Source organism: Streptomyces sp. NPDC058662, from assembly GCF_042716255.1.
In the GTDB taxonomy this organism is placed as follows: domain Bacteria; phylum Actinomycetota; class Actinomycetes; order Streptomycetales; family Streptomycetaceae; genus Streptomyces.
The window spans coordinates 26,549-52,362 of sequence record NZ_JBHXRU010000034.1 but is presented as its reverse complement, the minus strand read 5'-3'; the positions used below and the strand labels follow the sequence as shown (position 1 = coordinate 52,362).

The 25,814-nt window shown below is 74.1% G+C and carries 20 protein-coding genes; 14 read left to right on the top strand and 6 right to left on the bottom strand.

Annotated elements, in window-relative coordinates:
* Positions 1-161 precede the first annotated feature (161 nt).
* From ACFWUQ_RS15150 to ACFWUQ_RS15140, 3 genes are all read left to right on the top strand, one after another.
* A complete protein-coding gene (locus ACFWUQ_RS15150; protein ID WP_384537874.1) occupies positions 162-626 on the top strand; it encodes a hypothetical protein in 465 nt (154 codons plus the stop codon).
* 121 nt (positions 627-747) lie between these two features.
* The gene (locus ACFWUQ_RS15145) at positions 748-1,338 is read left to right on the top strand and encodes a hypothetical protein (RefSeq protein ID WP_384537871.1); all 591 of its coding nucleotides are present in this window, start codon (positions 748-750) and stop codon (positions 1,336-1,338) included.
* 250 nt (positions 1,339-1,588) lie between these two features.
* Entirely contained in the window at positions 1,589-2,578 is a 990-nt protein-coding gene (locus ACFWUQ_RS15140) for a serine/threonine-protein kinase (protein ID WP_384537868.1), read from the top strand.
* 9 nt (positions 2,579-2,587) lie between these two features.
* On the opposite strand, the gene ACFWUQ_RS15135 is transcribed toward ACFWUQ_RS15140, so the two are convergent.
* On the bottom strand, positions 2,588-4,600 hold the full coding sequence (locus ACFWUQ_RS15135; RefSeq protein ID WP_384537865.1) for a SpoIIE family protein phosphatase: 2,013 nt from the start codon (positions 4,598-4,600) through the stop codon (positions 2,588-2,590).
* A 150-nt stretch (positions 4,601-4,750) separates the two neighbouring features.
* Positions 4,751-9,664 carry an aminotransferase class I/II-fold pyridoxal phosphate-dependent enzyme gene (locus ACFWUQ_RS15130; RefSeq protein ID WP_384537863.1) on the bottom strand — a complete coding sequence of 1,638 codons (4,914 nt, stop codon included), beginning with the start codon at positions 9,662-9,664 and terminating at the stop codon, positions 4,751-4,753.
* 190 nt (positions 9,665-9,854) lie between these two features.
* Between ACFWUQ_RS15130 and recQ the strand changes: the two genes are divergently transcribed.
* The 11 genes from recQ to ACFWUQ_RS15075 all read left to right on the top strand — a co-directional run bounded on the left by recQ (position 9,855) and on the right by ACFWUQ_RS15075 (position 21,397).
* Entirely contained in the window at positions 9,855-11,879 is a 2,025-nt protein-coding gene (recQ, locus tag ACFWUQ_RS15125) for a DNA helicase RecQ (protein WP_384537860.1), read from the top strand.
* Positions 11,880-11,955: 76 nt separating this feature from the next.
* Positions 11,956-12,345, top strand: a complete 390-nt coding sequence (locus ACFWUQ_RS15120) for a hypothetical protein (protein ID WP_384537857.1) — start codon at positions 11,956-11,958, stop codon at positions 12,343-12,345.
* A gap of 75 nt (positions 12,346-12,420) precedes the next feature.
* Entirely contained in the window at positions 12,421-13,386 is a 966-nt protein-coding gene (locus tag ACFWUQ_RS15115; RefSeq protein WP_384537855.1) for an LLM class F420-dependent oxidoreductase, read from the top strand.
* A gap of 10 nt (positions 13,387-13,396) precedes the next feature.
* A complete protein-coding gene (locus ACFWUQ_RS15110) occupies positions 13,397-14,068 on the top strand; it encodes an HAD family hydrolase (RefSeq protein ID WP_384537852.1) in 672 nt (223 codons plus the stop codon).
* A gap of 62 nt (positions 14,069-14,130) precedes the next feature.
* Positions 14,131-15,228, top strand: a complete 1,098-nt coding sequence (locus tag ACFWUQ_RS15105; RefSeq protein ID WP_384537849.1) for a glutamate--cysteine ligase — start codon at positions 14,131-14,133, stop codon at positions 15,226-15,228.
* A gap of 104 nt (positions 15,229-15,332) precedes the next feature.
* The gene (locus ACFWUQ_RS15100; RefSeq protein ID WP_384537847.1) at positions 15,333-15,941 is read left to right on the top strand and encodes a 2Fe-2S iron-sulfur cluster-binding protein; all 609 of its coding nucleotides are present in this window, start codon (positions 15,333-15,335) and stop codon (positions 15,939-15,941) included.
* Complete coding sequence (locus tag ACFWUQ_RS15095) at positions 15,938-16,945, top strand: FAD binding domain-containing protein (RefSeq protein WP_384537844.1); 1,008 nt, start codon at positions 15,938-15,940, stop codon at positions 16,943-16,945. Before ACFWUQ_RS15100 ends, ACFWUQ_RS15095 begins: the two co-directional genes overlap by 4 nt.
* Positions 16,946-16,980: 35 nt before the next feature.
* Positions 16,981-19,071, top strand: a complete 2,091-nt coding sequence (locus ACFWUQ_RS15090; RefSeq protein ID WP_384537841.1) for a xanthine dehydrogenase family protein molybdopterin-binding subunit — start codon at positions 16,981-16,983, stop codon at positions 19,069-19,071.
* Positions 19,072-19,255: 184 nt separating this feature from the next.
* The gene (locus ACFWUQ_RS15085) at positions 19,256-19,798 is read left to right on the top strand and encodes a hypothetical protein (RefSeq protein ID WP_384537839.1); all 543 of its coding nucleotides are present in this window, start codon (positions 19,256-19,258) and stop codon (positions 19,796-19,798) included.
* Between the two features lies 1 nt (position 19,799).
* Entirely contained in the window at positions 19,800-20,366 is a 567-nt protein-coding gene (locus ACFWUQ_RS15080) for a hypothetical protein (protein WP_384537837.1), read from the top strand.
* A gap of 65 nt (positions 20,367-20,431) precedes the next feature.
* A complete protein-coding gene (locus tag ACFWUQ_RS15075) occupies positions 20,432-21,397 on the top strand; it encodes a glycosyltransferase family 2 protein (protein WP_384537834.1) in 966 nt (321 codons plus the stop codon).
* Between the two features lie 7 nt (positions 21,398-21,404).
* On the opposite strand, the gene ACFWUQ_RS15070 is transcribed toward ACFWUQ_RS15075, so the two are convergent.
* The 4 genes from ACFWUQ_RS15070 to ACFWUQ_RS15055 form a co-directional block, all read right to left on the bottom strand.
* Entirely contained in the window at positions 21,405-22,631 is a 1,227-nt protein-coding gene (locus ACFWUQ_RS15070) for a hypothetical protein (RefSeq protein WP_384537831.1), read from the bottom strand.
* A gap of 275 nt (positions 22,632-22,906) precedes the next feature.
* The gene (locus ACFWUQ_RS15065; protein ID WP_384537896.1) at positions 22,907-23,869 is read right to left on the bottom strand and encodes a Gfo/Idh/MocA family protein; all 963 of its coding nucleotides are present in this window, start codon (positions 23,867-23,869) and stop codon (positions 22,907-22,909) included.
* Between the two features lie 47 nt (positions 23,870-23,916).
* Positions 23,917-25,026 carry a DegT/DnrJ/EryC1/StrS family aminotransferase gene (locus tag ACFWUQ_RS15060; protein ID WP_384537829.1) on the bottom strand — a complete coding sequence of 370 codons (1,110 nt, stop codon included), beginning with the start codon at positions 25,024-25,026 and terminating at the stop codon, positions 23,917-23,919.
* Positions 25,027-25,072: 46 nt separating this feature from the next.
* The gene (locus tag ACFWUQ_RS15055; protein ID WP_384537826.1) at positions 25,073-25,783 is read right to left on the bottom strand and encodes a class I SAM-dependent methyltransferase; all 711 of its coding nucleotides are present in this window, start codon (positions 25,781-25,783) and stop codon (positions 25,073-25,075) included.
* Positions 25,784-25,814: the final 31 nt, after the last annotated feature.

The following is a 25,814-nucleotide window of genomic DNA, read 5'->3' as shown; positions in this document are numbered from 1 at the left end:
GGGGGGGGGGGCGCGGGGGGGTCCATATTGTGCCCCCGGGGCCCCTTCACGGGGGGGGGGGGGGCCCCCCCCCCCCCCCCCCCCCACCCCCCGGCCCCCGACCACCACCCCACCCAACGTCCGCAATCGACACTCTTGGCTCACGGATACGGAGAACCCCCATGTTCACAAGCACCTGGCAGCGTCCGATCGTCCTGGTCGTGGCCTCCCTGGCCCTGGTCACCGGTACGGCGTGCGCCGCACAAGCTTCGGAGCCCGCGGGCGGCGCCTCCTCGGTCCTGTCCGGTTCGCTTTCCCACTGCGTCGGCTTCGGCAAGGGCGGCGAGGGCGGCAAGGGCGGAGAGGGCGGCAGGGGCGGCGAGCCCGGCAAGCCCGGCGAACCCGGCAAGCCCGGCGGGGTGGGGTGCTTCCGCTTCGAGGACCTGCCCGACAAGACCAAGGCGGAGCTGACGGCCGTGGACAAGGTCCAGATCGTGATGGCTGTCCTGGCCGACGACTCGGACGACATGAAGAAGAAGATCGCCGACAAGTACAAGATCTCCACCGAGGAGATCGACACCTGGAAGCAGCAGTACACGGAGGGCGACTGGTGCGCCCTGATGGGAACCGGGCTCCCCTTCTGCTGAGGCGAGCGGCGGGCGACAGGGGCTGAAACCGAAGAACGAGGCCGGCGGGCCGGTAGTCCGCCCTCCGGCCTCGTTCCCGTACAACGGGGCGTCAATTCCTCGGCAAGGCAAGGAGAATCTCATGCGCGTGCGATCTTGGAAGTTCCGTCTCGGTCTCGTCATCTCGACGACACTGATCGGCGGCGGCGCGATGGTCCCCGTCGCCACGGCGGCACCCGCTCCGGCGGCGGTGGGCCAGGCGGCCCCGGCGCTCGGCGGCCAGCAGACCGGAACGGCGCCCGGCGGCAACGACAGCCGGCCGACAGGGAACCGCTTCGGCGGCGGCTCGGTTCTGGGCGGCGTCAAGGTGGGCAACGGAAGCGTCCGCGTCGGCGACAAGGTCTGCGCGGGCAAGTGCGACGGTTCGGTCAACGGCACCAACGGCGGTAAGGGCGGGATCTGCGCCGGCCTCTGCACCGGCAGCGCCAACGGCGGTACGGGCACCACCGGCCGGCCCGGGGGCGCCGGCAACACCGGCGGCAACGGCGGGGTCTGCGCCGGAGTGTGCCACGGCAGCGCCAACGGCGGTACCGGCGGAACCGGTGGGAACGCCCCGATCCCGGGCGGCGACGGCGGCAAGGGCGGCACCGGGGGCACCGGCGGCATCTGCGTCGGCGTCGGCTGCCAGACCGGCGGGCAGGGCGGCCGCGGCGGCGCCGGCGGCGCCGGCTGACCCGCCACCCGGGCCCCACCGGCCGTACGGCCGGCAGGCGCCCCCCGAGGTCCCCGTGTGCACGCCGCACACGGGGACCTCGTACGCCGTCGAGCGCCCGCGCTCCCGCCGCGCCGCGTACGGAGGGGCACGCGCGGGGACCACTGGATAGACTTTCAGAGGATGGAGCCGTCATGACCGGCACCTTCGCCCACGGGCGCCGCGACGGCGCGGAGCCGCCGTCCGGCCGACCCGGTGAGAGAGGCCCCTGATGGGCACGGCATCGAACCTGAGCCTGTACGCGGGCCGGCCTTCCGGCCTGATCGGCAAGCAGATCGCGGGCTACCGGGTCGAGCGGATGATCGGCCGCGGCGGCATGGCCGTCGTCTACTGCGCGAAGGACCTGCGACTGGACCGTACGGTGGCGCTCAAGCTGATCGCTCCGGAACGCGCCCGCGACGACACCTTCCGGCGCCGCTTCACCCACGAGTCCCGGGTGGCCGCCAAGATCGACCACCCGCACATCGTCCCGATCTTCGAAGCCGGCGAGACCGACGGGGTCCTCTACATCGCCATGCGCTACGTGTCCGGCCTGGACCTGCGCGGCCTGCTGGACCGGGACGGCCCGCTCCCCGTCGCGACCGCCCTGCGGATCGCCGCCCAGGTGGCGTCCGCGCTCGACGCCGCGCACGAGCACGACCTGGTGCACCGGGACGTCAAGCCCGCCAACATCCTGGTCGCCGCGGGCACCGACAGCGACCACCCCGAGCACGTCTACCTCACGGACTTCGGACTGACGAAGAAGTCGCTGTCGCTCAGCGGCTTCACCACCGCCGGCGAGTTCGTCGGCACCCTCGACTACATGGCGCCGGAGCAGATCACCGGACGCCCGGTGGACGGCAGGTGCGATCTGTACAGCCTCGCCTGCGTCGTCTACGAATCCCTCACCGGCGGGCCGCCGTTCGAACGGGACGAGGACGTGGCACTGCTGTGGGCGCACCAGTACGACCAGCCGCCGCCCGTCACCGAGCGGCGGCCGGAGGTGCCGCCCGCTGCCGCCGCCGTCCTGGCCAAGGCACTGGCGAAGGTCCCCGAGGACCGCTATGACTCCTGCCTGGAGTTCATCGCGGCCCTGCGCGCCGCCGCCGGGAACGGCGCCGGCCTGGCCGCCGGCGCGACCGCTCCGGGGCCTGCGGCGCCGCCGCCGGACCCCCCGGCCTGGGCGCGGCCGGTCTTCGGCCCGCCGTCCGAGCGGGCGTAGCGGGCCGGATCAGAATCCGACGAGGGACTGCTCGGCCCAGATGGTCTTGCCGACCGGTGCGTGGCGGGTGCCCCACCGCTGGGCCAGCTGGGCCACCAGGAGCAGACCGCGCCCGCCCTCGTCGAAGATCCGCGCCCGCCGCATGTGCGGGGCGGTGCTGCTCGCGTCGGAGACCTCGCAGATCAGGGTGCTCTTCTCGTGGATCAGCCGCAGCTGCACGGGCGGCTCGCCGTAGCGGATGGCGTTGGTGACCAGTTCGCTGACCAGCAGCTCGGTGACGAAGGCCGCCTCGTCGAGCCCCCACGCCGTCAGCTGCTCGGTGGTCTGCCGGCGGGCCAGGGAGACCACGGAGGGGTCGGACGGCAGGTCCCAGACGACGACCTTGTCGGCGTGCAGGGCCCGGGTCCGCGCGACGAGGAGGGCGACGTCGTCCTCGGGCGGGTGCGTCAGCAGAGCCGTCAGGACCCGGTCGCAGACCGTGTCCAGGGTGGATGCGGGCCGGCTGAGGGCGGCGAACATGCTGTCCAGGGCCTCGTCGATGTCGTGCTCGCGGACCTGCAGCAGACCGTCGGTGTAGAGGGCCAGGACGCTTCCCTCGGCCAGTTCCACCTCGGCGGTCTCGAAGGGCAGGCCGCCCAGGCCCAGCGGAGGGCCGGCGGGGACGTCCAGCAGGTAGACCGAGCCCTCGGGGGAGACCACCGCGGGCGGGGGGTGCCCGGCGCGCGCGACGGTGCAGCGGCGGGTGACCGGGTCGTAGACCACGTAGAGGCAGGTGGTGCCGATGCCCCCGGCGGATTCTCCGGCGGCGTCCTGGTCGGACTCGTCGGCGGACAAGTGGATGATCAGGTCGTCGAGGTGGGTCAGCAGTTCGTCGGGCGGCAGGTCGACATCGGCCAGGGTGCGGACCGCGGTACGCAGCCGGCCCATGGTGGCGGCGGCCCGGATGCCGTGGCCGACGACGTCGCCCACGACCAGGGCCACGCGCGCGCCGGACAGCGGGATCACGTCGAACCAGTCGCCGCCCACACCGGCCTCCGTACCGGCGGGCAGGTACCGGGAGGCGATCTCCAACGCCGCGTGGTCGGGCAGCGTGTGCGGGAGCAGGCTGCGCTGCAGCGTCATGGTGCTGGTGTGCTCCCGCGGCTGGCGGCGCTCGCTGTGGAGGTCCGCGTCGACCAGCCCCTGCGGCGTGAGGGCCCCGCCCTGAGCGCTGTCGGGGGCGACGCCGGAGCCGGCGTCCGCGAGGTCCGGCACGAGCAGCTGCCGGCTCACCTCGCCACCCGCGGCGTCCGGTGCGCTCCTGTCGTGCGCGGTCAGGCAGACGGCGGCCACCCGGCCGTCCGTATCCCGCAGGGGGGCCAGCGACGCCGCCCAGCCGTGCCCGGGCAGCCCTTCCGCGGGCGGGACGAAGAAGTCGACGTACTGCGGCTCACCGGTCTCCAGGACCAGGCGCATCCTGCGTTCGGTCTCGTCGCTCAAGGGATCCGGCGCGATGTCCGGCAGGCGCAGCCCGCGCACCTCGGCCTCCGTGAGGGCGAGGGCCCGCTCCATGCCGGCGTTCGCCCGTACCAGGCGCAGGTCGGCGTCGAAGACAGCCTGGTGGCAGGGGGACTGGGCGAACGCCCACTCCTCCACGCGGGCGCCGTCCGCCGCGGCGGGGGGACCGCCCGGCACGGCGGACACCACCGACCACCTGGTGGCGCCGCTGCTGGAGGTCCAGCGGTGCGCGAGCAGCCCCACCTCCAGACGCCGTCCGTCCTGGTGCCGCAGCGCCACGGTGCCGCTCCACCGGTCCTGCCCCGGCGGGGTCCGGCGTCCGGTGTCGCCGCCGTCGGCGAGCAGCCGGCCGACGGGGAGCCCCACGACCTCGGAGGGCGGGTAGCCGAGCAGGCGACGGGCGTCGTCGCTCCACTCGGTCACGATGCCCTGCCCGCTGACGGTGGCCGTGGCCGTGTACGCCGGCTCGCGCGGGGCGCTCGTATCCGTCGGCCGCTCACCGGGTGAGGTGGGAAGTTGCTCCATCGCCGCTCATCTCGCCCTCGCTAGTCCTGTCGCCGCTCCACGGCAGCCCGCACGGCCAGGGGTCCCTCAGACCAGCATGATCCGGCGGGGCAGTGAGCACCAACGCACGGCCTCCCCGGACGCGCCCGGCGTACGGGGAGGCGGTGCGGGTCACGCGACGGGGGCCGTGTCCAGGTGCCGGAGCTCGTGCGCCAGCGCGGTCACGGCCTGGCGGATCTGGTCGGGGGTGTGCTCGCAGGTGACGAAGAAGCGCAGCCGGGCCGCCTCCTCGGGGACGGCCGGGTGGAGGATCGGGTTGACGCTGATGTTCCGCCGGAAGAGGGCCTCCGCGAGCCGCAGGGTCCGCGGTGAGTCCCCGACGATGCACGGGACGATCGGTGTGTCCCGGCTGTCCCCGATGTCGATGCCCGCCTCGCGTGCGAGCCGGGCGAACAGCGCGGCGTTCTCCGTGAGCCGGGTCACGCGCTCCGGTTCGGCACGCAGCAGCCGCACGGCGGCCAGAGACGCCGCCGTGTCGGCCGGGGTCATGCCCGCGCTGTAGACGAAGCCCGGAACGGTGTAGCGCAGGTACTCCACGACCGCGCGGTTGCCGGCGACGTATCCGCCGCAGCTCGCCAGGGCCTTGGACAGCGTGCCCGACCACAGGTCGACGGCCCGGCGGTCAACGCCGGCGTGCTCGCCGACGCCGCGGCCCGTCGCGCCGATCGTCCCGATGCTGTGCGCCTCGTCGATCATCAGCAGGGCGCCGTGCCTGTCCTTGACCTCGACGAGGGCGGGGAGGTCGGCGATGTCCCCGTCCATGCTGTAGACGCCCTCGATGACGACGAGTACCCGCCGGTACTGGGACCGGACCTGCCCGAGGAGCGCGTCCAGGGCGGCCGCGTCGTTGTGCGGGAACGGCCGCCGGGTCGCGCCGGAGAGCTTGCACCCCTGCAGGATGCTGTCGTGGGCGAGGGAGTCGTGGACGACGAGGTCGCCCGGCCCGACGAGGTGCCCGATCACCGTGACGTTGGTGGCGTGGCCGTTGGCCAGGGTGATCGCGGATTCGCATCCGAGCAGGTCGGCGAGTTCGGTTTCGAGCTCCAGGTGCAGCGGACGGCTGCCCGAGAGGAGCCGGCTGGCGGACACCGACGTGCCGTGGCGCTCGATCGCCTCCTTGGCGGCCTCGTTGACCCGGGGGTGCGTCGCCATGCCCAGGTAGTTGTAACTGGAGAAGGAGACGAGTTCCCGGCCGTCGACGACCGTGGTGTCCGTCATGGCGCCCTCGTGGACGAGGAAGTACGGATTGGGCAGCCCCAGGCGGTCGAGCGTGGCGAGGCGCTCGCTGTGGGCGGCGACCTCGGGGAAGTGCTCGATCCGGGTGTGCCGCTCGTCCGGCCGGGGAGTGGCGGCGGCCGGTGCGGGCCGCTCCGTGCGCGGGACGGCGGGCGGCGTGGCCGGTGCCTCGGCGCGGGGCTCGGGGACGGCAGTCGGCGCGACGCCGGCGGCGCCCGCTGCGTCTGCCGTGCCGTCTGGGGCCGCTGCGCTCGCCGGGCCCGCTGAGGCCGCGACCATCGCCGCGACGCCGCCGACCGTCGGGCGGTCGGCCGCCCTCTCGTCGGGGGTCCACCCCGGGTGCGCCCGGGCGAGGGAGGCGAACAGGTCGGTCAGCATCAGCGAGTCGAAACCGAGCTCCTCGACGAGCAGGTGGCCGTCGTTCAGATACCCCACCGGGAACGCGCTGATCCGGGCCACGTGCGCACGTACGGAGTCCCCGACCCCGCCGGTGCCCGCGGCGGGCGACGGCTGGGAGGCGGGGGCGGCGGGGGTCTCGGGGGCCTCGGGGGCTATGGGGGTCACGGGGGCTATGGGGGTCACAGGGGTCGCTGGGGCTGTAGGGGCCGTAGGGGGCACAGGAACCTCAGGAGCCACGGAGGCCTCGGGAGCAACGGAGACCGCGGCGGTGGCCGGAGGAACCGGGGGTTCCGCGGGGAGCGTGCCGGTGAGGCGGGACATCAGAGCGACCTGCTGCTGGACCAGCCGGAGCAGATCGGCCATCGGGTCGTTCGCCGGGTCGCCGGTCGGGTGGTTCGGCACGTCGTTCGTCCGGTGTTGCATCGGGGTCTCCTCGGGAGGGGCGGGCGGGGTCGGGACGGGAGTGGCGGGAGCCGGTGCGGTGGCCGGGCCCGGGGAGGGAGCGGGTGCGGTGGCCGGGCCCGGGGAGGGAGCGGGTGCGGTCGTCGGGTCCGCGGAGGGGGCCTTCGGTGCGGGGCGCCGGCTCGGGACCCAGTAGGACTGGCCGTCGAGCCTCGCCACCGGCAGGTCCAGCAGGCGGCGGTCCTCCCTGGGGACCAGGGCGCGCGGGTCGACCGGGGCGCCCAGGACGGCGAGCCGGGCGAGGGCCAGGACGAGGCTGCGCCCGTTGTCCGGCGCCGGGCCGGTGACGGGCACGAGGTGCACGTCGACGCGGCCGGCGAGGCTGCGGCGGACCGAGCTGAGGAGCGAGCTGCCGCCGGTCACCTGGAGGAAGACGCGGGCTCCCTGGTCGTAGGCGGTGCCGACGGCGTCGCCGAAGTGGACCGGTGTGGACGCGTGCCGGGCCCACAGCTCACGCAGCAGGCCGGGATCGGTGCAGACCTGGGCGTTCACCGTCGAGACGAACGGCAGCACCGGGCTGCTCACGGGGTGGGCCGCGAGGTCGGCGCGCATGGACTCCTCGGCCGTGGCCAGCCGCGGCGAGTGGAAGGCGCCGGACACGTCCAGTGCCACCGTGACGATCCCGGCTTCGGCGCAGGCCTCGCGCATGGCGGCCAGCCCGTGCGGGGTGCCGCTGACCACGACCTGGTGCGGCTGGTTGAAACAGGCCAGCCACACGTCGTCGATGCCGTTGCTGAGCCGGCGGCAGGTCTCCTTGTCGCTCTGTACGGCGAGCATCCCGCCCCGCAGGCCGTTCTCGGCCTGCCGCAGGGCCGTACCCCGGCGGACGAGCAGGCGGACGGTGTCCTCGGCGGTGAGCGCTCCGGCCGCCGCGGCCGCGGCGAACTCCCCGACACTGTGGCCGAGGGCGAGGTCGGGGCCGATGCCGCAGTCGGCGAGGAGGCGGGTCGCGGCCAGCTGGACACTGCCGAGCAGGGGCTGGCACACGTCCGTGGCGGCGAGCCGCTGCACCGTCTCCCGTGCGTCGCCCCGGACGGCCGAGGCCTCGCCGTACAGCAGGTCGGCGGGATCCACGCCGGTGTCCCGCCGGGCCACGGCCCCCAGGGCGGCGAGGGCCGCCCGGAAGCCGGGGAACCTCTCATGGAGGTCCCGCATCATGCCGGGCCGCTGGCTGCCCTGCCCGGGGAAGAGGAAGGCGATGCGGCGCCGCGCCGCCGGCAGGGGGGCGTCGGCCGCGAAGGCGCCGTCGCCCAGATCGCCTCCGGTGCCGTCACCGGGGTCGCGTCCGGCGCCGGCGGCGAGCTGCCGGTGGGCGTGGCGCAGCCGCTGCGTGAACTCGTCCGTGTCGCCGGCCACGATCGCGAGCCGGGCGGCCAGCGGCCGGCGCCCGCCCAGGGTGTGGGCCAGGGCCGCGAGCGGTACGCGGGGTGCGTGGTCCAGTGCGTCGAGTACCTCGCCGATGTGCTCGTCCAGCAGTTCGCGGCTGCCGGCCGAGAGCAGGACGAGCTGGGGCCCGGTGCTCTCCGTGCGCACCGAGAAGTGGCCGGCGGCCGGGGCGGGCCGCTCCTCCAGGACCACGTGCACATTGGTGCCGCCGAAGCCGAAGGAGCTGACGGCCGCCCGCCGCGGGGCGGCGCCGCCACCGGGCCAGGGCCGCGCGGTGTCGGCGAAGCGCAGGCCGGCGGCGGAGACGCCCAGGTCGGGGTGGGGGGCGGTGTCCGGCTGGGGCACGATCGTGCGGTGGTGGACGACCAGGGCCGTCTTGATCAGCCCCGCGATGCCCGCCGCTGACAGGGAGTGCCCGATCAGGGCCTTGCCGGAGGCGAGATAGCACAGACCGGGATCCTCGTCGGGGTGCTCGGTGCGCAGTCGGCGCAGCGCCTCGACCTCGGCCCGGTCTCCTACGGTGGTGCCGGTGCCGTGGGCTTCCAGGAAGCCCACGGACGAGGGGGCCAGGCCCGCGTCGTCGTAGGCCCGGCGCATCGCGCGCAGCTGGCCTTCGGCGGTCGGGGCGAGCGGCCCGGGGGAGGCGCCGTCGTTGGCGGAGCCGATGCCCTTGATCACGGCGTAGACGCGGTCGCCGTCGGCGAGCGCGTCGGCGAGCGGCCGCACGACCACGGCGCCGGCGCCTTCGCCGAGGACGAAGCCGTCGGCCTGCTCGTCGAACGGCCGGCACACCCCGGTGGCGGACAGGGCGCGGATCCTGGAGAAGCCGACCAGGGTGTCGGGGGTGAGGTTGAGGTACACGCCGCCCACGACGGCGGTCGTGCAGGTGCCCCGGCGCAGGTGCGCGATGGCCTGGTCGAGGGCGACGAGCGAGCCGGAGCAGGCGGCGTCCACGGCGAAGCTGGGGCCGCCGAGGTCGAACTGCCGGCTCACGGTGCCGGCGGCCATGTTGAGCAGGCTCCCCGGCAGGGCGAAGGCGGGCAGCGTGCCGAGCCCGTCCGCCGGCTCCCCGGCGGCGCCCGTGCCGTCGGGCCGGTCCGCCGCCCGTGACGCGTCGGCCAGGGCCAGCGCCCGGACGGGGGCCGTCATCAGGTCCTTGTAGTCGGACACCGACATGCCCACGAAGACCCCGGTGTTCTCGCGGTCGAAGTCCCCGCGGCCCAGCCCCGCGTCGTCGAGGGCCTCGCGGACGACGTCGAGCATCAGGCGGTGCTGCGGGTCCATGGCCCGGGCGCGGGCGGGCGGTACCCCGTAGTGCAGGGCGTCGAAGCGGTCCACGGCCGGGAGGAAGGCGACCTGGTCGGTGTACGCGGCGTGCGGCGCGGACGGGTCGCCCGGCGCGTGGAAGGCCGCGTGGTTCCAGCGCTCCGCCGGGACCGGGCCGAACTGCCGCTCCCCGCTCAGCAGGAGCTTCCAGTAGGCGCGGATGTCGGGGGCACCGGGGAGGCGACAGCCGAGACCGGTGATGGCGATGTCACTCATGGAAGGGCTTCCTTGTCGTCGTGGCCCGGGCGGCCGGCTCCCGCTGGACGGTCGGCCTCCACCGTCCCCCGCGCGGCGCGGCGGCCGTAGTCCCGGCTGTTCGTCACTTGACAGGCGCCCGCGGGGCTGCCCGTCCACAGCTACCGGGACGTGGCGGCGGGGTGTCGGCGAGTGCCGATAGGCTTCTCGGATGGCCCTCCCCGACGCTTCCCCCGAGACCTCCGACGCTTCGCAGGTACTGCACCGCGTGTTCGGGTACAGCTCCTTCCGTGGCGAGCAGCGGGAGATCATCGAGCAGGTGGTGGGCGGCGGCGACGCCCTCGTGCTGATGCCGACCGGCGGCGGCAAGTCGCTCTGCTACCAGATCCCCGCGCTGGTCAGAGAGGGCACGGGCGTCGTGGTCTCGCCGCTCATCGCGCTGATGCAGGACCAGGTGAACGCGCTCACCGCCCTCGGCGTGCGGGCCGGCTTCCTCAACTCGACGCAGGACGCGCAGGAGCGGCGGGCCGTCGAGCAGGCCTTCCTCGCCGACGAGCTGGACCTGCTGTACCTGGCTCCCGAGCGGCTGCGCACGGAGAGCACCCAGCGCCTGCTCGACCGGGGCAGGGTGTCGCTGTTCGCGATCGACGAGGCGCACTGCGTCGCCCAGTGGGGCCACGACTTCCGGCCCGACTACCTGGCGCTGTCCATGCTGCACGAGCGCTGGCCGAAGGTGCCGCGGATCGCGCTGACCGCGACGGCCACCGAGGCCACCCACGCCGAGATCGTGACGCGGCTGAACCTCGCGGACGCCAAGCACTTCGTCGCCAGTTTCGACCGGCCGAACATCCAGTACCGCATCGTCGCCAAGGGCAACCCGCTCAAGCAGGTACTGGAGCTGATCCGGACCGAGCACGACGGGGACGCCGGGGTGGTCTACTGCCTCTCCCGCGCCTCGGTGGAGAAGACCGCGGCCTTCCTGGTGGAACAGGGCATCGACGCCGTGGCCTACCACGCCGGCATGGACGCCCGTACGCGTGCGGCGAACCAGGCGCGCTTCCTGCGGGAGGACGGGGTCGTGGTGGTGGCCACGATCGCCTTCGGCATGGGCATCGACAAGCCGGACGTGCGTTTCGTGGCCCACCTCGACCTCCCGAAGTCGGTCGAGGGCTACTACCAGGAGACCGGCCGGGCCGGCCGCGACGGAGAGCCGGCCACGGCCTGGCTGGCCTACGGCCTGCAGGACGTGGTCCAGCAGCGCAAGCTCATCGAGGGCTCCGAGGGCGACGAGGCGCACCGCCGGTCCCTGGGCATGCACCTGGACGCCATGCTCGCGCTGTGCGAGACGGTCCACTGCCGTCGTACGCGGCTGCTGGCGTACTTCGGGCAGTCGGGCGAGCCGTGCGGCAACTGCGACACCTGCCTGACGCCGGCCGAGTCCTGGGACGGGACGGTCGCCGCGCAGAAGCTGCTGTCCACCGTGTGGCGGCTGGCGAAGGAACGGCGCCAGAAGTTCGGCGCCGGACAGGTCATCGACATCCTCCAGGGCAAGAAGACGGCCAAGGTCATCCAGTTCGACCACGACGGCCTGTCCGTGTTCGGCGTCGGGGCGGAGCTGAGCACGGCGGAGTGGCGCGGGGTCGTGCGCCAGCTGCTGGCGCAGGGGCTGCTGGCGGTGGAGGGCGACTACGGGACGCTCGTGCTGACCGACGGCAGCGCCGAGGTGCTGGGAGGCAGCCGCAGCGTCTCGATGCGCAAGGAGAAGGCGGCCGTGGGCTCGCCCCGCAAGGAGTCCGGGTCGCGCTCCGGGAAGGGCGCCCGCGTACCGGTCGACCTGCCGGCCGCGGCCGAGCCCGTCTTCTTGGCCCTGCGCGCCTGGCGGGCCGCGACGGCGCGCGAGCAGGGCGTGCCCGCGTACGTCGTCTTCCACGACGCGACGCTGCGCGAGATCGCGACCCGGCTCCCCGCCACGGTGGAGGAGCTCGCCACCATCGGCGGAGTCGGCGAGGCCAAGCTCGCCAAGTACGGACAGGGCGTCCTGGACACCCTGGCGCAGCGCGACGCGGCCGAGCCGGCCGACGCCCCGCCCGCCCTGGCGCCCGCGCCCGCCCGAGCCCCCGCGCCCGCCCGGGCCCCCGCGCCCGTACCGGCTGCGCGCCACGCGGCTCCGGACCCGGACGAACCCCCCTTCGACCCGCACGACGAGTCGGTGCCGCCGTGGGACGACTGGCAGTAGCCGGGGGCGGGCCGGGCGCGCGATTCCGCGGCCGCCGTGCTGTCTGGACCGGCGCCGCCGGGGCAGGCGAGTGGTCATGACGGATTCGGATGTAAAGACGCGCAGCAGCTACTACGTCACCGTGCGCGGAGAGCGCTTCACCTGCGGTGAGATCACGGGCCTCGGCCCCCAGGGCGACCTCGGCCTGCCCGGCCAGGAGCTCACCCTCACCCTGGACGACTGCGTCCTGACGGACGTGCCGAACGCCGAGGAGTGGGCCCTCTCGGCGGAGGGTTCGCGCATGCCGCGCCACGTCAGGATCGAGGAGGTGGGGGCCGGGGAGAGCACCCCGCTCACCACCTGGTACCTCCATGACGCGCGGCCCGAGAGCGTCGCGGACTGCAGCGCGACGGCGTCCAACCACGAGACGCGCATCGGGCGGCTGGTCGTGCACGCCGCGAAGATTGCGCCCACCCTGCCGGAGTGAGCCGGGCCCCCCTCCGCGGGGGCCACCCGGGTGGCAGGGGGTTTCGAGCGCCGTCCCAGCGGTAAGGCGAGCCATATGGTGCGAATCGGATACACGATGATGACCGAGCAGGCCGGCCCCCGTGAGCTGGTGTCCCACGTGGTGGGGGCGGAGAGGGCCGGGTTCGACTTCTCGGTCATCTCGGACCACTCCTTCCCGTGGCTGGACTCGCAAGGGCACGCCCCCTACGCGTGGAGCGTCCTCGGCGCCGCCGCCCAGGCGACCTCCCGGATCCCCCTGATGACCTACGTGACCTGCCCGACCTTCCGCTACCACCCCGCGGTGGTCGCGCAGAAGGCGGCCACCCTCCAGATCCTGTCCGAGGGCCGGTTCCGGCTCGGACTGGGCTCGGGCGAGAACCTGAACGAGCACATCGTCGGCGCCGGCTGGCCCGCCGCCCACGTACGCCTGGAGATGCTGGAAGAGGCCGTCGACATCATCCGGCGGATGTTCTCCGGGGAGTACGTGAGCCACCACGGAGCCCACTTCGACGTCGAGAACGCCAAACTCTGGGACCTGCCCGACGAGCCGCCGCCGATCGGGATCGCCGTCTCCGGAGCCCGCTCCTGCGAGCTCGCCGGCCGGCTCGGCGACCTCGTCATCGCCACCGAGCCCAAACCGGAGCTGCTGGAGCAGTTCGACGCCCACGGCGGCGCGGGCAAGCCGCGCGTCGGCCAGCTCCCCGTCTGCTACGACCCGGACCGGGGCGCCGCGGTGGCCCGGGCGCACGAGCAGTTCCGCTGGGCGCTCGGCGGGTGGAAGGTCAACGCGGAGCTGCCCGGACCCGCCTCCTTCGACCAGGCCTCGCAGTTCACCCGGCCCGAGGACGTCGCCGAGGCCCTCCCCTGCGGCGACGACGTGGACGAGTTCGTCGAGGCGGTACGCCCCTACGCGGAGGCGGGCTTCACCGAGGTCGCCCTGGTCCAGATCGGCGGCGGCCACCAGGAGCCGTACCTGGAGTGGGCCGAGCAGAAGCTGCTGCCCGCCCTGCGGAACCTGTGAGGACGCCGCCATGGACCGCGCCGCCCTGTTCGACGTCGACGGTACGCTCACCGACACCAACCACCTGCACGTCACGTGCTGGTGGGAGGCCCTGCGCCAGGCGGGGCACCGCGTGCCCATGCACGCCGTCCACCGGGCCATCGGCCTGCCCGGCGAGGACCTCATCGCCCACCTCCTCGGCGAGGACCGGGACAAGGGCGCCGACGAGAGCCTCAGCGCCGCCCACGACACCCTCTACGCCACGTACTTCGACCGCTTCCTCGCCTTCGACGCGGCCGCGGACCTGCTGCGCGCCCTCGCGGGAGCCGGATGGAAGGTCGTCCTCGTCACCTCGGCCCAGGACCGCGAGCTGCGGGCCCTGCGCGCAGCCATCGGCGCGGACGACGCCCTCACCGACACCGCCAGCTCCGACGACGTCGAGCGGGGCAAACCCGCGCCCGATCCCGTCCTGCACGCCCTCGAACTGGCGCACGTACCGCCCGAGCGCGCGGTGTTCGTCGGGGACTCGGTGTGGGACATGAAGGCGGCCACCCGGGCCGGGGTGACGGCCGTCGGCCTGCTGTGCGGCGGGATCCCCCGGGCGGACCTGGAGGAGGCCGGTGCGGTCGCCGTCCACAGCGACCCGGCCGATCTCCTGGCCGGGCTCGACCACGGCCCCTTCTCCCGCGTGCCCGCCGCCTGAGATCCGCCGGGAGCGTACACCGGAGCGGGCGTGATCATGACTGGCCCGGGTAGCCGCAGACCGTGATCACGCTTGGTGTCGAAGAAGAGTACCTGCTGGTGGACGAGGCCACAGGGCTTCCCGCTCCCCTCGTGGAGGGCGTGCGCCGCACGGCCGGCCGCGGGCTCCTCGCCGAGCGCGCCGAGGTCCAGGACGAGCTGCTGCAGGCCCAGATCGAAGTGGCCACCCCGGTGTGCTCGACCCTGGAGGAAGTGGGCGGCCACCTGCTGCGCCTGCGGCACGCGCTGGCGTCCGCCGCCGAGGCGAACGGCTGCCGGATCGCGGCCACGGGCGCGGCGCCCCTGCGGGGTGCCGGGCCCGTCCCCGTCACACCCAGGCCCCGCTACCTGCGGATGGAGGGGGAGGCCCGGCAGCTGGTGGACGAGCACCTGATCTGCGGGATGCACGTCCACGTCGCGATTCCCGACCGGGAGACGGGGGTCGCGGTGCTGAACCGGATCGGCGGCTGGCTGCCGACCCTGCTGGCCATGTCCGCCAACTCGCCCCTGTGGGACGGGCAGGACACCGGGTTCGCGAGCTGGCGCACCATCGTGTTCGGCCGCTGGCCGGTCAGCGGTCCGCCGCCCCACTTCGACGGGCCGGCCGACTACGAACGCAGGCTGGACGCACTGGTGGACTCCGGTGTCATCGCCGACCGCGGCCAGGCGTACTGGCAGGCGCGCCTGTCCGACCGCTACCCCACCATCGAGGTGCGGTGCCCGGACGTGCAGCTGCGGGCCGACGACGCCGTGATGCTCGCCGGGATCGTCCGCGCGCTGGTCGCCACGGCGATCGCCGAGGAGGAGGCGGGCGCCCCGCCGCCCGCGCCCGCCCCCGAGGTGGTACGGGCCGGCCTGTGGCACGCGGCCCGGCACGGCCTGAACGCCACCCTGGTCGATCCGCTGGGCCGCCCGCGCAGCAGCGGCGACGTGCTGTGCTCCCTCCTGCGGCACATCACCCCCGCCCTGGAGGACGCCGGGGACCTGCGGCAGACCAGCGCCCTCGTCCACCGCCTCCTGCGCGAGGGGACTCCCGCCGACCGCCAGCGCCGCGCCCTGGCCGAGGGCGGCGTGCCGGAACTCGTCTCCCTGCTCACCGGCGCCACCGCCGCCGATGCCTGAGGCGGCGGGGGGCCCGGCCCCTCGGGATGCCGGAGCGGGCCCGATGGTCCAGGCTGTGCACGAGACGGGACGGCGGCCCGGTGCGGGCACGGACGGAGGACACGGTGGCGAGTGACGCTGACGCCCGGCAGGACGAACCGACCGGTACGGGTACCGGCGCGGCGCACGAAGCGGCCCCGGTCCCGAGCTCCCGCGTCACCCTGCGGGTCAACGGCACGAGCCACGTGCTGCGGCTGGACCACCGGGTCACCCTGCTCGACGCCCTGCGGGGGCACCTGGACCTGACCGGGGCGAAGAAGGGCTGCGACCACGGCCAGTGCGGCGCCTGCACGGTCCTGGTCGACGGGCGGCGGGCGAACAGCTGCCTGCTGCTCGCCGTGGCCCAGGACGGCGCCGACATCACCACGGTGGAGGGCCTCGCGGACGGCCCCGGCGCGGCGGGCGACGGTCTGCACCCGCTCCAGCGGGCCTTCCTGCGCCGCGACGCCTACCAGTGCGGCTTCTGCACGCCCGGCCAGCTCTGCTCCGCCGCCGGAGCGATCGAGGAGGCCGCCGCCGGGCACCCCTCGCACGCCACCCCCGCCGAATCCCTGGCCGAACCGGGCCCCGTACCACTGACGGCCCCGGAGATCAGGGAGCGGCTCAGCGGCAACCTGTGCCGCTGCGGCGCCTACCCCCGCATCGTCGACGCCGTGACGGACGTGATCGCGTGAAGCCCTTCGACTACACGAGGGCCACCTCCCTCCAGCAGGCCGCCGCCGTCCACGCCGGCCGCCCGGACGCCCGCTACCTCGGCGGCGGCACCAACCTGGTCGACCTGATGAAGCTGGGCGTCGAGACGCCCAGCCACCTCATCGACCTCTCCCGGCTCCCGCTGCACGAGGTGGAGGAGCTGCCCGACGGGACGCTGCGCGTCGGCGCCGCCGCCCGCAACAGCGACGTGGCCGCGCACCCCCTCGTACGGGCGCGCTACCCCGCCCTCTCCCAGGCACTGCTGGCCGGGGCCTCCGGACAGCTGCGCAATGTCGCCACCACGGGCGGCAACCTGCTCCAGCGCACCCGGTGCCCCTACTTCCAGGACGTCTCCAAACCCTGCAACAAGCGCGAGCCCGGCTCCGGCTGCGGCGCCCGGGACGGCGTCCACCGCGACCACGCCGTCCTCGGCCACTCGGACCACTGCATCGCCACGAACCCCTCCGACATGGCGGTGGCCCTGGCCGCGCTCGACGCGACCGTCGAGCTGTACGGGCAGGAGGGCACCCGCACGGTCGCGGCCACGGCGTTCCACCGGCTGCCCGGCGACCGCCCCGAGCGCGACACCGCCATCCGCGACGGGGAGATCGTCACCGCCGTCCTCCTGCCCGCCGCCGCCCCCGGCGCGGCCTCCCTCTACCGCAAGGCCCGCGACCGGGCCTCCTACGCCTTCGCGCTCGCCTCCGTCGCCGCCGTCCTGGAGCTGGAGGACGGCCGCGCGCGGCGCGTCGCCCTCGCTTTCGGCGGCCTCGCCCACCGGCCCTGGCGGGCCGCCACCGCCGAGGCCCGGCTGACCGGAGCCGAGCCCACGGCCGACGCCGTGCGGGAGGCCGTACGGGCGGAGCTCGCGCAGGCCCGGCCGCTGCGCGACAACGCGTACAAGATCCCCCTCGCCGAACGCCTCGCGTGCGACGCGCTCGCCACGCTCGTCCGGCGCGCGCAGCGGCCCCCCGCCGCCTCCTGACGGACGGCGCCGACACCACCACGAGGAGCACACCCATGCGGTACGCGGCACTCGGTACCCCCGCCGACCGGGCGGAGGGGCCGGAGAAGGTCACGGGCGTCGCACGGTACGCGGCCGACCACGCTCCGCCCGGCCGGGTCCACGCCCGGCCCGTGCCCGCCACCGTCGCCCGCGGCCGCGTCACCGCCGTGGACGCCCAGGCGGCCCTCGCGCTCCCCGGCGTGCTCGACGTCCTCACCCCCTACAACGCGCCCCGGCTCGGACCCTCCGACGACCCCACGCTCCAGGTGCTCCAGGACACCGCGGTACCGCACCGCGGCTGGTACGTGGCACTGGTGATCGCGGAGTCCCCGGAAGCCGCCCGGGCCGGCGCCGCCGAGGTGCGGGTCAGCTACGCAACCGAGGAGCACGACACCGGCCTGCGCACCGACCACCCCGGCGCCTACACCCCCGAGGAGGCCAACGGCGGACACCCCGCGCACCGGGAACAGGGCGACCCGGACGCCGCCTTCGCCGCCGCGCCCGTGCGGGTGGACTGCTCGTACACGGTGCCGCCGCTCCACAACCACCCCATGGAGCCGCACGCGGCCACCGCCGAGTGGGACGCCGGGCGGGGCCACCTCACCGTGCACGACTCCAGCCAGGGAGCCGGGCCGGTCCGCTCCGCGTTGGCCTCCCTCCTCGACCTCCCCGAGGAGCGGATCACGGTGGTCTCCGAGCACGTGGGCGGGGGCTTCGGCTCCAAGGGCACACCGCGCCCGCACGTGGTCCTGGCCGCGATGGCCGCACGGCACTCGGGCCGCCCGGTCACCTGCGCCCTGCCCCGGCGCCAGCTGCCCGCCGCGGTCGGGCACCGCGCTCCCACCCTCCACCGCGTCCGCCTCGGCGCCCGCCCGGACGGCACCCTCACGGCGCTCACCCACGAGGTCACCACCCACACCTCCCGGGTCAGGGAGTTCGTCGAGCAGGCCGCTGTACCCGGCCGCGTCATGTACGCCGTCGCCGACACCCGTACCACCCACCGGGCCGTCGCCCTGGACGTGCCCACACCCTCCTGGATGCGCGCCCCGGGGGAGGCCCCCGGCATGTACGCGCTCGAATCCGCCATGGACGAACTGGCCGACGCCCTCGGCCTCGACCCGGTCGAGCTGCGCGTCCGCAACGAACCCGCCGAGGAACCCGACAGCGGCCGCCCCTTCAGCAGCCGCCACCTCGTGGAGTGCCTGCGCGAGGGCGCCGACCGCTTCGGCTGGGCCTCGCTGCGCACGCCGCGCCGGGACGGACCGCTGCTGTGCGGGACGGGGGTGGCCGCGGCCACGTACCCGTACCTCGTGGCCCCCTCCACCGCCCGCGCCCACGCCCGGCCCGACGGCACCTACGTGGTCGAGGTCGGCGCCACCGACATCGGGACCGGGGCGCGCACCGTCCTCGCCCAGGTCGCGGCCGACACGCTCCAGGTCCCGCTGGGGGCCGTGACCGTGGCCGTCGGCCACACCGGGCTGCCGCCGGCCGCCCTCGCGGGCGGTTCGAGCGGCACCGCCTCCTGGGGCTGGGCGGTGCACGACGCCTGCGACGCGCTGGTCGCGCGCCTCGCCCGCCACCACGGCCCGATCCCCGCCGCGGGACTGTCCGCGTCCGCGGACACCGCCCAGTCGACAGCGCAGAAGTCGCCGTACGCCCGCCACGCGTTCGGCGCCCACTTCGCCGACGTCCAGGTCGACACGGTCACCGGGGAGGTCCGCGTCCGCCGCCTGCTCGGCGTGTTCGCCGCCGGCCGCATCCTCAACCCGGTGACGGCCCGGTCCCAGTTCGTCGGCGCCATGGTGATGGGCCTCGGCATGGCGCTGACCGAGCAGAGCACCGTCGACCCGGTCCACGGGGACTTCACGGAGAGCGACCTGGCCGCCTACCACGTACCGGTGAACGCGGACGTGCCCGACATCGAGGCCCACTGGATCGACGAGCACGACAAGCACCTCAACCCCATGGGCAGCAAGGGCATCGGGGAGATCGGGATCGTCGGGACGGCGGCCGCGATCGGCAACGCCGTGTGCCACGCCACGGGACGGCGTCTGCGCAGCCTGCCCCTGACGCCCGACCGCGTGCTGGCGGCCCTCGACGTCTGACCGCCGCCGTACGGGGGCAGACGCGTGTCCGCGGGAGACCGGCGGCTCCGACCGGTGCCGGACCACCCGCGCCCCGCGGACCGGCACATCGGTGCCGGGCCCGCCGCTTGAGCCGTGCCCGGCCGGGTAGGCGCGGCGCAGACGCGTGAACGTATCCGACGAGGCCCCGGGATGGAGGCCAGCCATGTCAACCAGTACGCTCGTCGTCCTCATCGTTGTCGCAGCGGTCGTAGTGATCGCGCTCGCTGTCGCACTGTGGATGTCCACGCGCCGACGGCACCTGCAGGACAGGTTCGGACCCGAGTACGACCGCACGGTCGAGGCGGAGGGCGGCCGCAGGGCCGCCGAGCGCGAGCTGCGCGCCCGCGAGGAACGGCACGACAAGCTGGAGATCAAGGAGCTGCCCCCCGAACGGCGCGACCTGTACGCCGGCGAGTGGAGCGTGGTCCAGGAGCATTTCGTGGACCGGCCGGAGGGCTCCGTGCAGGAGGCCGACGAACTGGTGTCGCGCCTGATGCGCGAGCGCGGCTACCCCACGGACGACTACGACGGCGCGCTGCGCGACCTCTCGGTCGAGCACGGCCGCACCCTGGAGCACTACCGGGCCGCCCACGACGTCAAGGTGCGCACCGCCGACCACCGCACGACCACCGAGGAACTCCGCGGAGCGATGGTGCACTACCGCGCTCTGTTCGACGACCTGCTGAGTGACCAGAGGAGCCGTTGAGATGCGCAACCACGGAAGCGACGACGAGCGGGCCGGCGAGGCCGGCATCACGACGGAGGACATCGCCAACCCGACCCCGGCCACGGGCGCCGGTACGGACACGGGCACGGACACGGGTACGGGCGCCTCGGAATTCGGCGACGGGACGACCGGCGGCCGCACACCGCCCGTGTACCCGGGGGAGGCCACCTGGGAGACGGCCACCGACGAGGACGGGAACGAGATCGGCGGGCGCGGGGACGAGAGCCCGGGGGACCGCATGGCGGACACAGGACCGACCGGCGCGGACCGCAGCACCGACGAGCCGCTGCTCGGCGCCCAGGACACCGCCGACTACCGCAAGAGCTGGAGCGAGATCCAGGGCCGCTTCGTCGACGACCCGCAGGACGCGGTGAGGTCCGCGGACGCCCTCGTCGCCGAGGTGATGCAGACCCTCGCCCGCACCTTCTCCGACCACAAGCAGGGGCTGGAGGGCCAGTGGAGCCAGGGTGAGCAGGTCGCGACCGAGGACCTGCGGCTGGCGCTGCAGCGCTACCGGTCCTTCTTCAACCGCCTCCTGAACACCTGACCGAACGGGGACGGGCCGGCTTCGTCCGGCCCGCCTCCCTGCCCGCTCCCGGCCGTTCCCCCATCATGAGTGCTGTGTATGACACGTGGAGGGGAACGGTCGCGCTGTCGATCGTGGTGCCCGTCTTCAACGAGGAGGAGGTCCTGTCCGTCCTGGTGGCGCGGCTCCGGCCGATCCTGGACGGATGCGGCGAACCGTACGAGGTCCTCGCCGTCGACGACGGGTCGACGGACCGGACTCCCGAACTGCTGGAGGGCGTACGCTCCGCCTGGCCCGAGCTGCGCGTCGTGACCCTCCGGCGCAACAGCGGCCACCAGGCCGCCCTCACCGCGGGCCTGCACCGCGCCCGCGGCGCCCATGTGGTCAGCATCGACGCGGACCTCCAGGACCCGCCGGAGCTCATCCCCGACATGCTCGCCCTGGCCCGGGCGGACGGTCTGGACATCGTGTACGGCGTCCGCGCCGACCGCTCCACCGACACGGGCTTCAAGCGCCGCACGGCGGGCGCCTACTACTGGCTCATGCGCCGGCTGGCCGGCTCCTTCGTCCCGGCCCAGGCGGGCGACTTCCGGCTGCTCTCCCGGTCCGTCGTGGAGACCTTGAAGACCCTGCCCGACCAGGGGCAGATCTACCGCCTGCTCATCCCCTCGCTCGGCTTCCGCAGCGGCCGCATCGCCTACCAGCGCGAGGAGCGGGCGGCCGGCGCCACCAAGTACCCCCTGCACAAGATGGTCCTGCTGGCGCTGGACAGCGTCACCAGCTTCTCGGCCCTCCCGCTGCGTCTGGCGACGGCGATCGGCGCTCTCAGCCTCCTCGTCTGCCTGGCGTTCTTCGTCTGGGCGCTCACCGTCCACATCACCGGGAACACCCTGCCCGGCTGGACCTCCCTGATGATCACGGTGCTGTTCTTCGGCGCCGTCCAGCTGTTCTGCGTGGGCATGCTCGGGGAGTACGTGGCCCGCATCTACACCGCCGTCCAGGGCCGGCCCACGTACTTCGTCGCCCGGGACACGGAGGAGGAGAAGCAGTGACCCGCGGCTACACCAGCACTCCGGCGAAGAACATCGCCCCCAGGAGGGCGAACTGCACCGCGCACGCGGCCAGCAGTGGTACCTGGACCCATCGGGGCATCCGCCCGACCAGGATCAGCCCGACGAACATCTGCGCGTGGTTGCGGTACCACGACATCTGCGCACCGGCGAAGAACGGCAGCAGGAAGACGGCCACCGTCAGCAGCAGCGCGGCCCACTCCTCGACTTCGAGCCGGCGGTCGCGCACGAGCAGGAACGCGGCCGTCACCAGGACCAGCAGGATGAACGCGATGTTCAGCCAGAGCTGGGTCCGGTGCGCGGCGAGAGCGTGCTCCACCAGCCACGACATGTCGCCCTTGGGCTTGTACCAGTCGCTGAAGGGGAACTGGTAGGCCTTGCCCATCTCTTCGAACGGCTGACGCAGGTCGCCCTGTTTGTAACTGGACTCCTGGATGGTCTCGTACGCGTCCCAGCGGCCGGTCCCCTGCCACATCTGCCACTTGGCCCAGAGCACGCCGCAGCCGGCGAGGGCCGCCGACGCGCCCGCCTTGAGGAACCGCTTGGGCCGCGGGTCCCCCTGCCACGCGAAGAACGCGCTCAGCAGCAGCATGCCGACGGCGACGGCCCCGACGAGGTGGCAGGAGGCCGCCACGAAACCGCCGGCGGCGGCCAGGGCCCAGGAGCCCCGCTTCACCCCGACGACGCAGACGAGCAGCGCCAGCGTCCCCATGGCGATCGGGAACGTGGCATGGAAGTAGATCCCGCCGGGGAACACCGTGCCCACGGCGAGGGTGAGGCCCGTCGCCCACGTGAGCCGCGAGCCGAGCAGCCACCACAGGACCGCGAACATGCCCAGCAGGCAGAGTTCGGTGACGACGACAGCCGATATCTCGTAGGAGAGCCCGGTGGCGGACACCGCCCGGACCGACATGGGGTACCCGGGGAACCAGGCGACGTTCCCGCACATGACGTCGGGGAAGTTCTCGTAGCGCTCCCGGCACCAGAACATCTCGTAGCCGGTCTTGGCGATGGAGAGGTAGTGGCCGGAGTCCCAGCGCTGGCGGCCTCCGGTGGACCAGAAGGCCACCTTGGACCCGTCGCCGGTCACGGACAGCTTCGCGATCAGCCAGGTGAAGAGGTTGGCGGCCACCCACGCGGCGACGGGCGGCAGCAGGGTGCGGCGCCCGTAGCGGCGGGCCGGCCGCGCGGGGGCTCCCGCGGCGGAGCCGGACATCACGCGTCCTCACGATCGGTGCGGACGCGGCCGCGCGCCGCCGCATCCGGAAGTGCTCCGCGGCCGGGTGCGGAAGGTCTCGTGGGTGCGCGCATGGGCGGCGGGCCTCTCGGAGCGGGACGATCAAGGGCGTGAACGCTCCCCGCAGGGTATTGCAGGACGGCTCCGCACCGTCCACGGCACCGGCGGCGCGGCCCGCGGCGCCGGCCGGCGCCCGGCCCCGCGGCATACCGGGGTGAGGGCGCGTGCCGGTGCGCCGCGGCGTGCGGGGCCGTTCAGCCGGTGACGACCCGGGCCGCCTTGCGGACGTCCTCGACCAGCCGCGCCTGCAGGAGCGACGCGGCTTCGCCGACCGGGCCGTCCCCGCCGCAGAGGACAGCGCCGGTGAACGCGGCCAGCGCATTGCGCACCTGGTCGTCCGCGGGCATCGCGAGCTCGGTCAGCCGGTCCTGCTGCTGGAGCCGGACCACCGGCTTCAACTGCTCCGGCGGGGTGTACGCCCGCTCCACCGAGATCCGGCCCTCGCGGCCCCACAGCGCGTAGCGCGAGCGGTACGAGTGCCGGAAACCGAAGTCGAGCTGCGCCGCCACGCCGTCGGGGGCGCACAGCAGGACCGTACCCGCCACGTCCACCCCGGTCGCGGCATCCACCCGCAGGGTGGCGGCCAGCACCTCCGGCTCGCCGTTCAGGTACATCTGCGCCGCCCGCAGCGGGTACACGCCGACGTCCAGCAGCGCGCCGCCGCCGAGCGAGGGGGCGTACCGGAATCCCGCGGGATCCAGCGGCGGTACGCCGAACGAGCCGGACAGCACCTCCAGTTCGCCGATGGCGCCCGCGTCGATGAGCTGTCGGACCCCGGCGTGCTGGGAGTGGTGCAGGAACATGAAGTTCTCGGCGAGGATCCGCCGGTGCCGCCGCGCCATCCCCATCAGCTCGGCGGCCTCCGCGTGGGTCGTGCACAGCGGCTTCTCGCACAGCACGTGCTTGCCCGCCTCCAGGGCCTCGGCCACCAGCTCGAAGTGCAGCGCGGGCGGGAGGGGGACGTACACCGCGTCGATGTCGTCCCGCTCCAGCAGGGCCCGGTAGCCCCGGACCCCGGCGCACCCGAACCGGGCCGCGGCCCGCTCCGCCTTCCCGGCGTCCCGGCTGGCCACCGCGACCAGCTCGGCCGTATCGGCCGCGGCGATGGCCGGGAGCATCCGGCGCAACGCGATGTCCGCGCAGCCGAGCACGCCCATGCGGACCCGGCGGCCCCCGGCGCCGTCCCGCCCCGTGGGGACAGGACTCACAGCGCCCCCAGGACGTCGTGGAGCGCGCCGATCACCTTGTCCTGCACGGCGGGGTCCAGCGAGGGGTACATGGGCAGCGAGAAGATCTCGCCGGCCGCGGCCTCGGTGACCGGCAGCGACCCCTTGGCGTAGCCGAGGTGGGAGAAGCCCGTCATGGTGTGGACCGGCCACGGGTAGCTGACGTTCAGCTCGATGTCGTAGCTCTTCAGCGCCTCGATGATGTCGTCGCGCCGCGGGTGGCGCACGACGTACACGTAGTAGACGTGGTCGTTGCCCGGTGCGACCGACGGCAGCACCAGGGGGGTGCCGGCGAGTCCCTCGGCGTACCTGCGCGCCACCGCGCGCCGGCCCTCGACGTACGTGTCGAGTCGGCGCAGCTTGCGGCGCAGGATCTCCGCGTGCAGCTCGTCCAGGCGGCTGTTGTGCCCCGGGGTCTGGACGACGTAGTACCGCTCCTCCATGCCGTAGTACCGCAGCCGCCGCAGGGCGGCGTCCACCCCCGGGTCCGGGGTGATGACGGCGCCGCCGTCGCCGTAGGCGCCGAGCACCTTGGTGGGGTAGAAGGAGAACCCCGCCGCGGCGCCCCACGTACCGGCGAGCCGGCCCTCGCGGCGGGCGCCGTGGGCCTGCGCGCAGTCCTCGAAGACCAGGAGGCCGTGCTCGTCCGCCACGGCCCGCAGCGCCGTCATGTCGACGCACTGCCCGTACAGGTGTACCGGGAGCAGGCACGTGGTGCGCGGGGTGATGGCGGCGGCCACCTGCTCGACGTCCATGAGGTACGTGTCCGGGTGGACGTCGACGAAGACGGGCGTCGCCCCCACGGAGTCGATGGCCACCACGGTGGGCGCCGCGGTGTTCGAGACGGTGATCACCTCGTCGCCGGGACCCACTCCGAGCGCCTGGAGCCCCAGCTTGATCGCGTTGGTGCCGTTGTCGACGCCCACCGCGTGCCCGATGCCGTGGTAGGCGGCGAACTCCTCCTCGAAGCCGCGTCCGCTGGCGCCGAGCACGAGGCGGCCGGACCGCAGCACGGTCTCGACGGCGTCGTGGATGTCGTCGCGCTCGTTCTCGTACTCGCGCAGGTAGTCCCATACGTAAGTGGTCATGGCTGAGTCGTGTCTCCGCTCGTCTCCGGTACGCCTGGCTGGGGTCCTACTGCCGTACACCGATGAACAGACCGCGGCCGGTCGGGTCGCCGGGGAGGAACTCGACGGTGCACCCCGCGTCGGTGAACGCGGCGAGGTACTCGTCCTTGGTGAAGAGGGTCAGGACGTCGACCTCGGAGAACTCTCTGATGCCGTCGCGGTCGCCGACCAGGAACCGCACCTCCATGCGGGTCGCGCGGCCCTGGCGGGTCGAGTGCGAGATGCGGGCCACCGTACGGCCGTTCTCCCGCCCGAGGTCACCCGCGACGTAGCCCTCGACGTGGTCCTCGGGGAACCACCAGGGCTCGATGACGAGCACACCGCCGGGGCGCAGGTGCCGGGCCATCGACCGCACCGCGTCCCTCATGTCGGACACGGTGCCCAGGTAGCCGATGGCGCAGAACATGCACACGACCGCGTCGAAGGTCCGTCCGAGGTCGAAGGCGCGCATGTCGCCGGGGTGCACCGTCACCTCCGGGAGCCGCTGGTGTGCCAGCTCCCGCATGGGTTCGGCGATCTCCAGGCCCTCGGTGTGCTCGAACAGTGTCTCGAAGGTCTCCAGGTGGGCCCCCGTGCCGCACGCCACGTCGAGCAGGGAGTCCGCTCCCGGGCACCGCGACCGCACCAGGTCCGTGACGTAGGCGGCCTCCGACGGCCAGTTCTTGCCCCGGCTGCGGTAGAAGATCTCGTAGACCTCCGCCAGCTCCTGTCCGTACATCTGCACTCCTGTCGGTGTCGGTCGAAGGGGG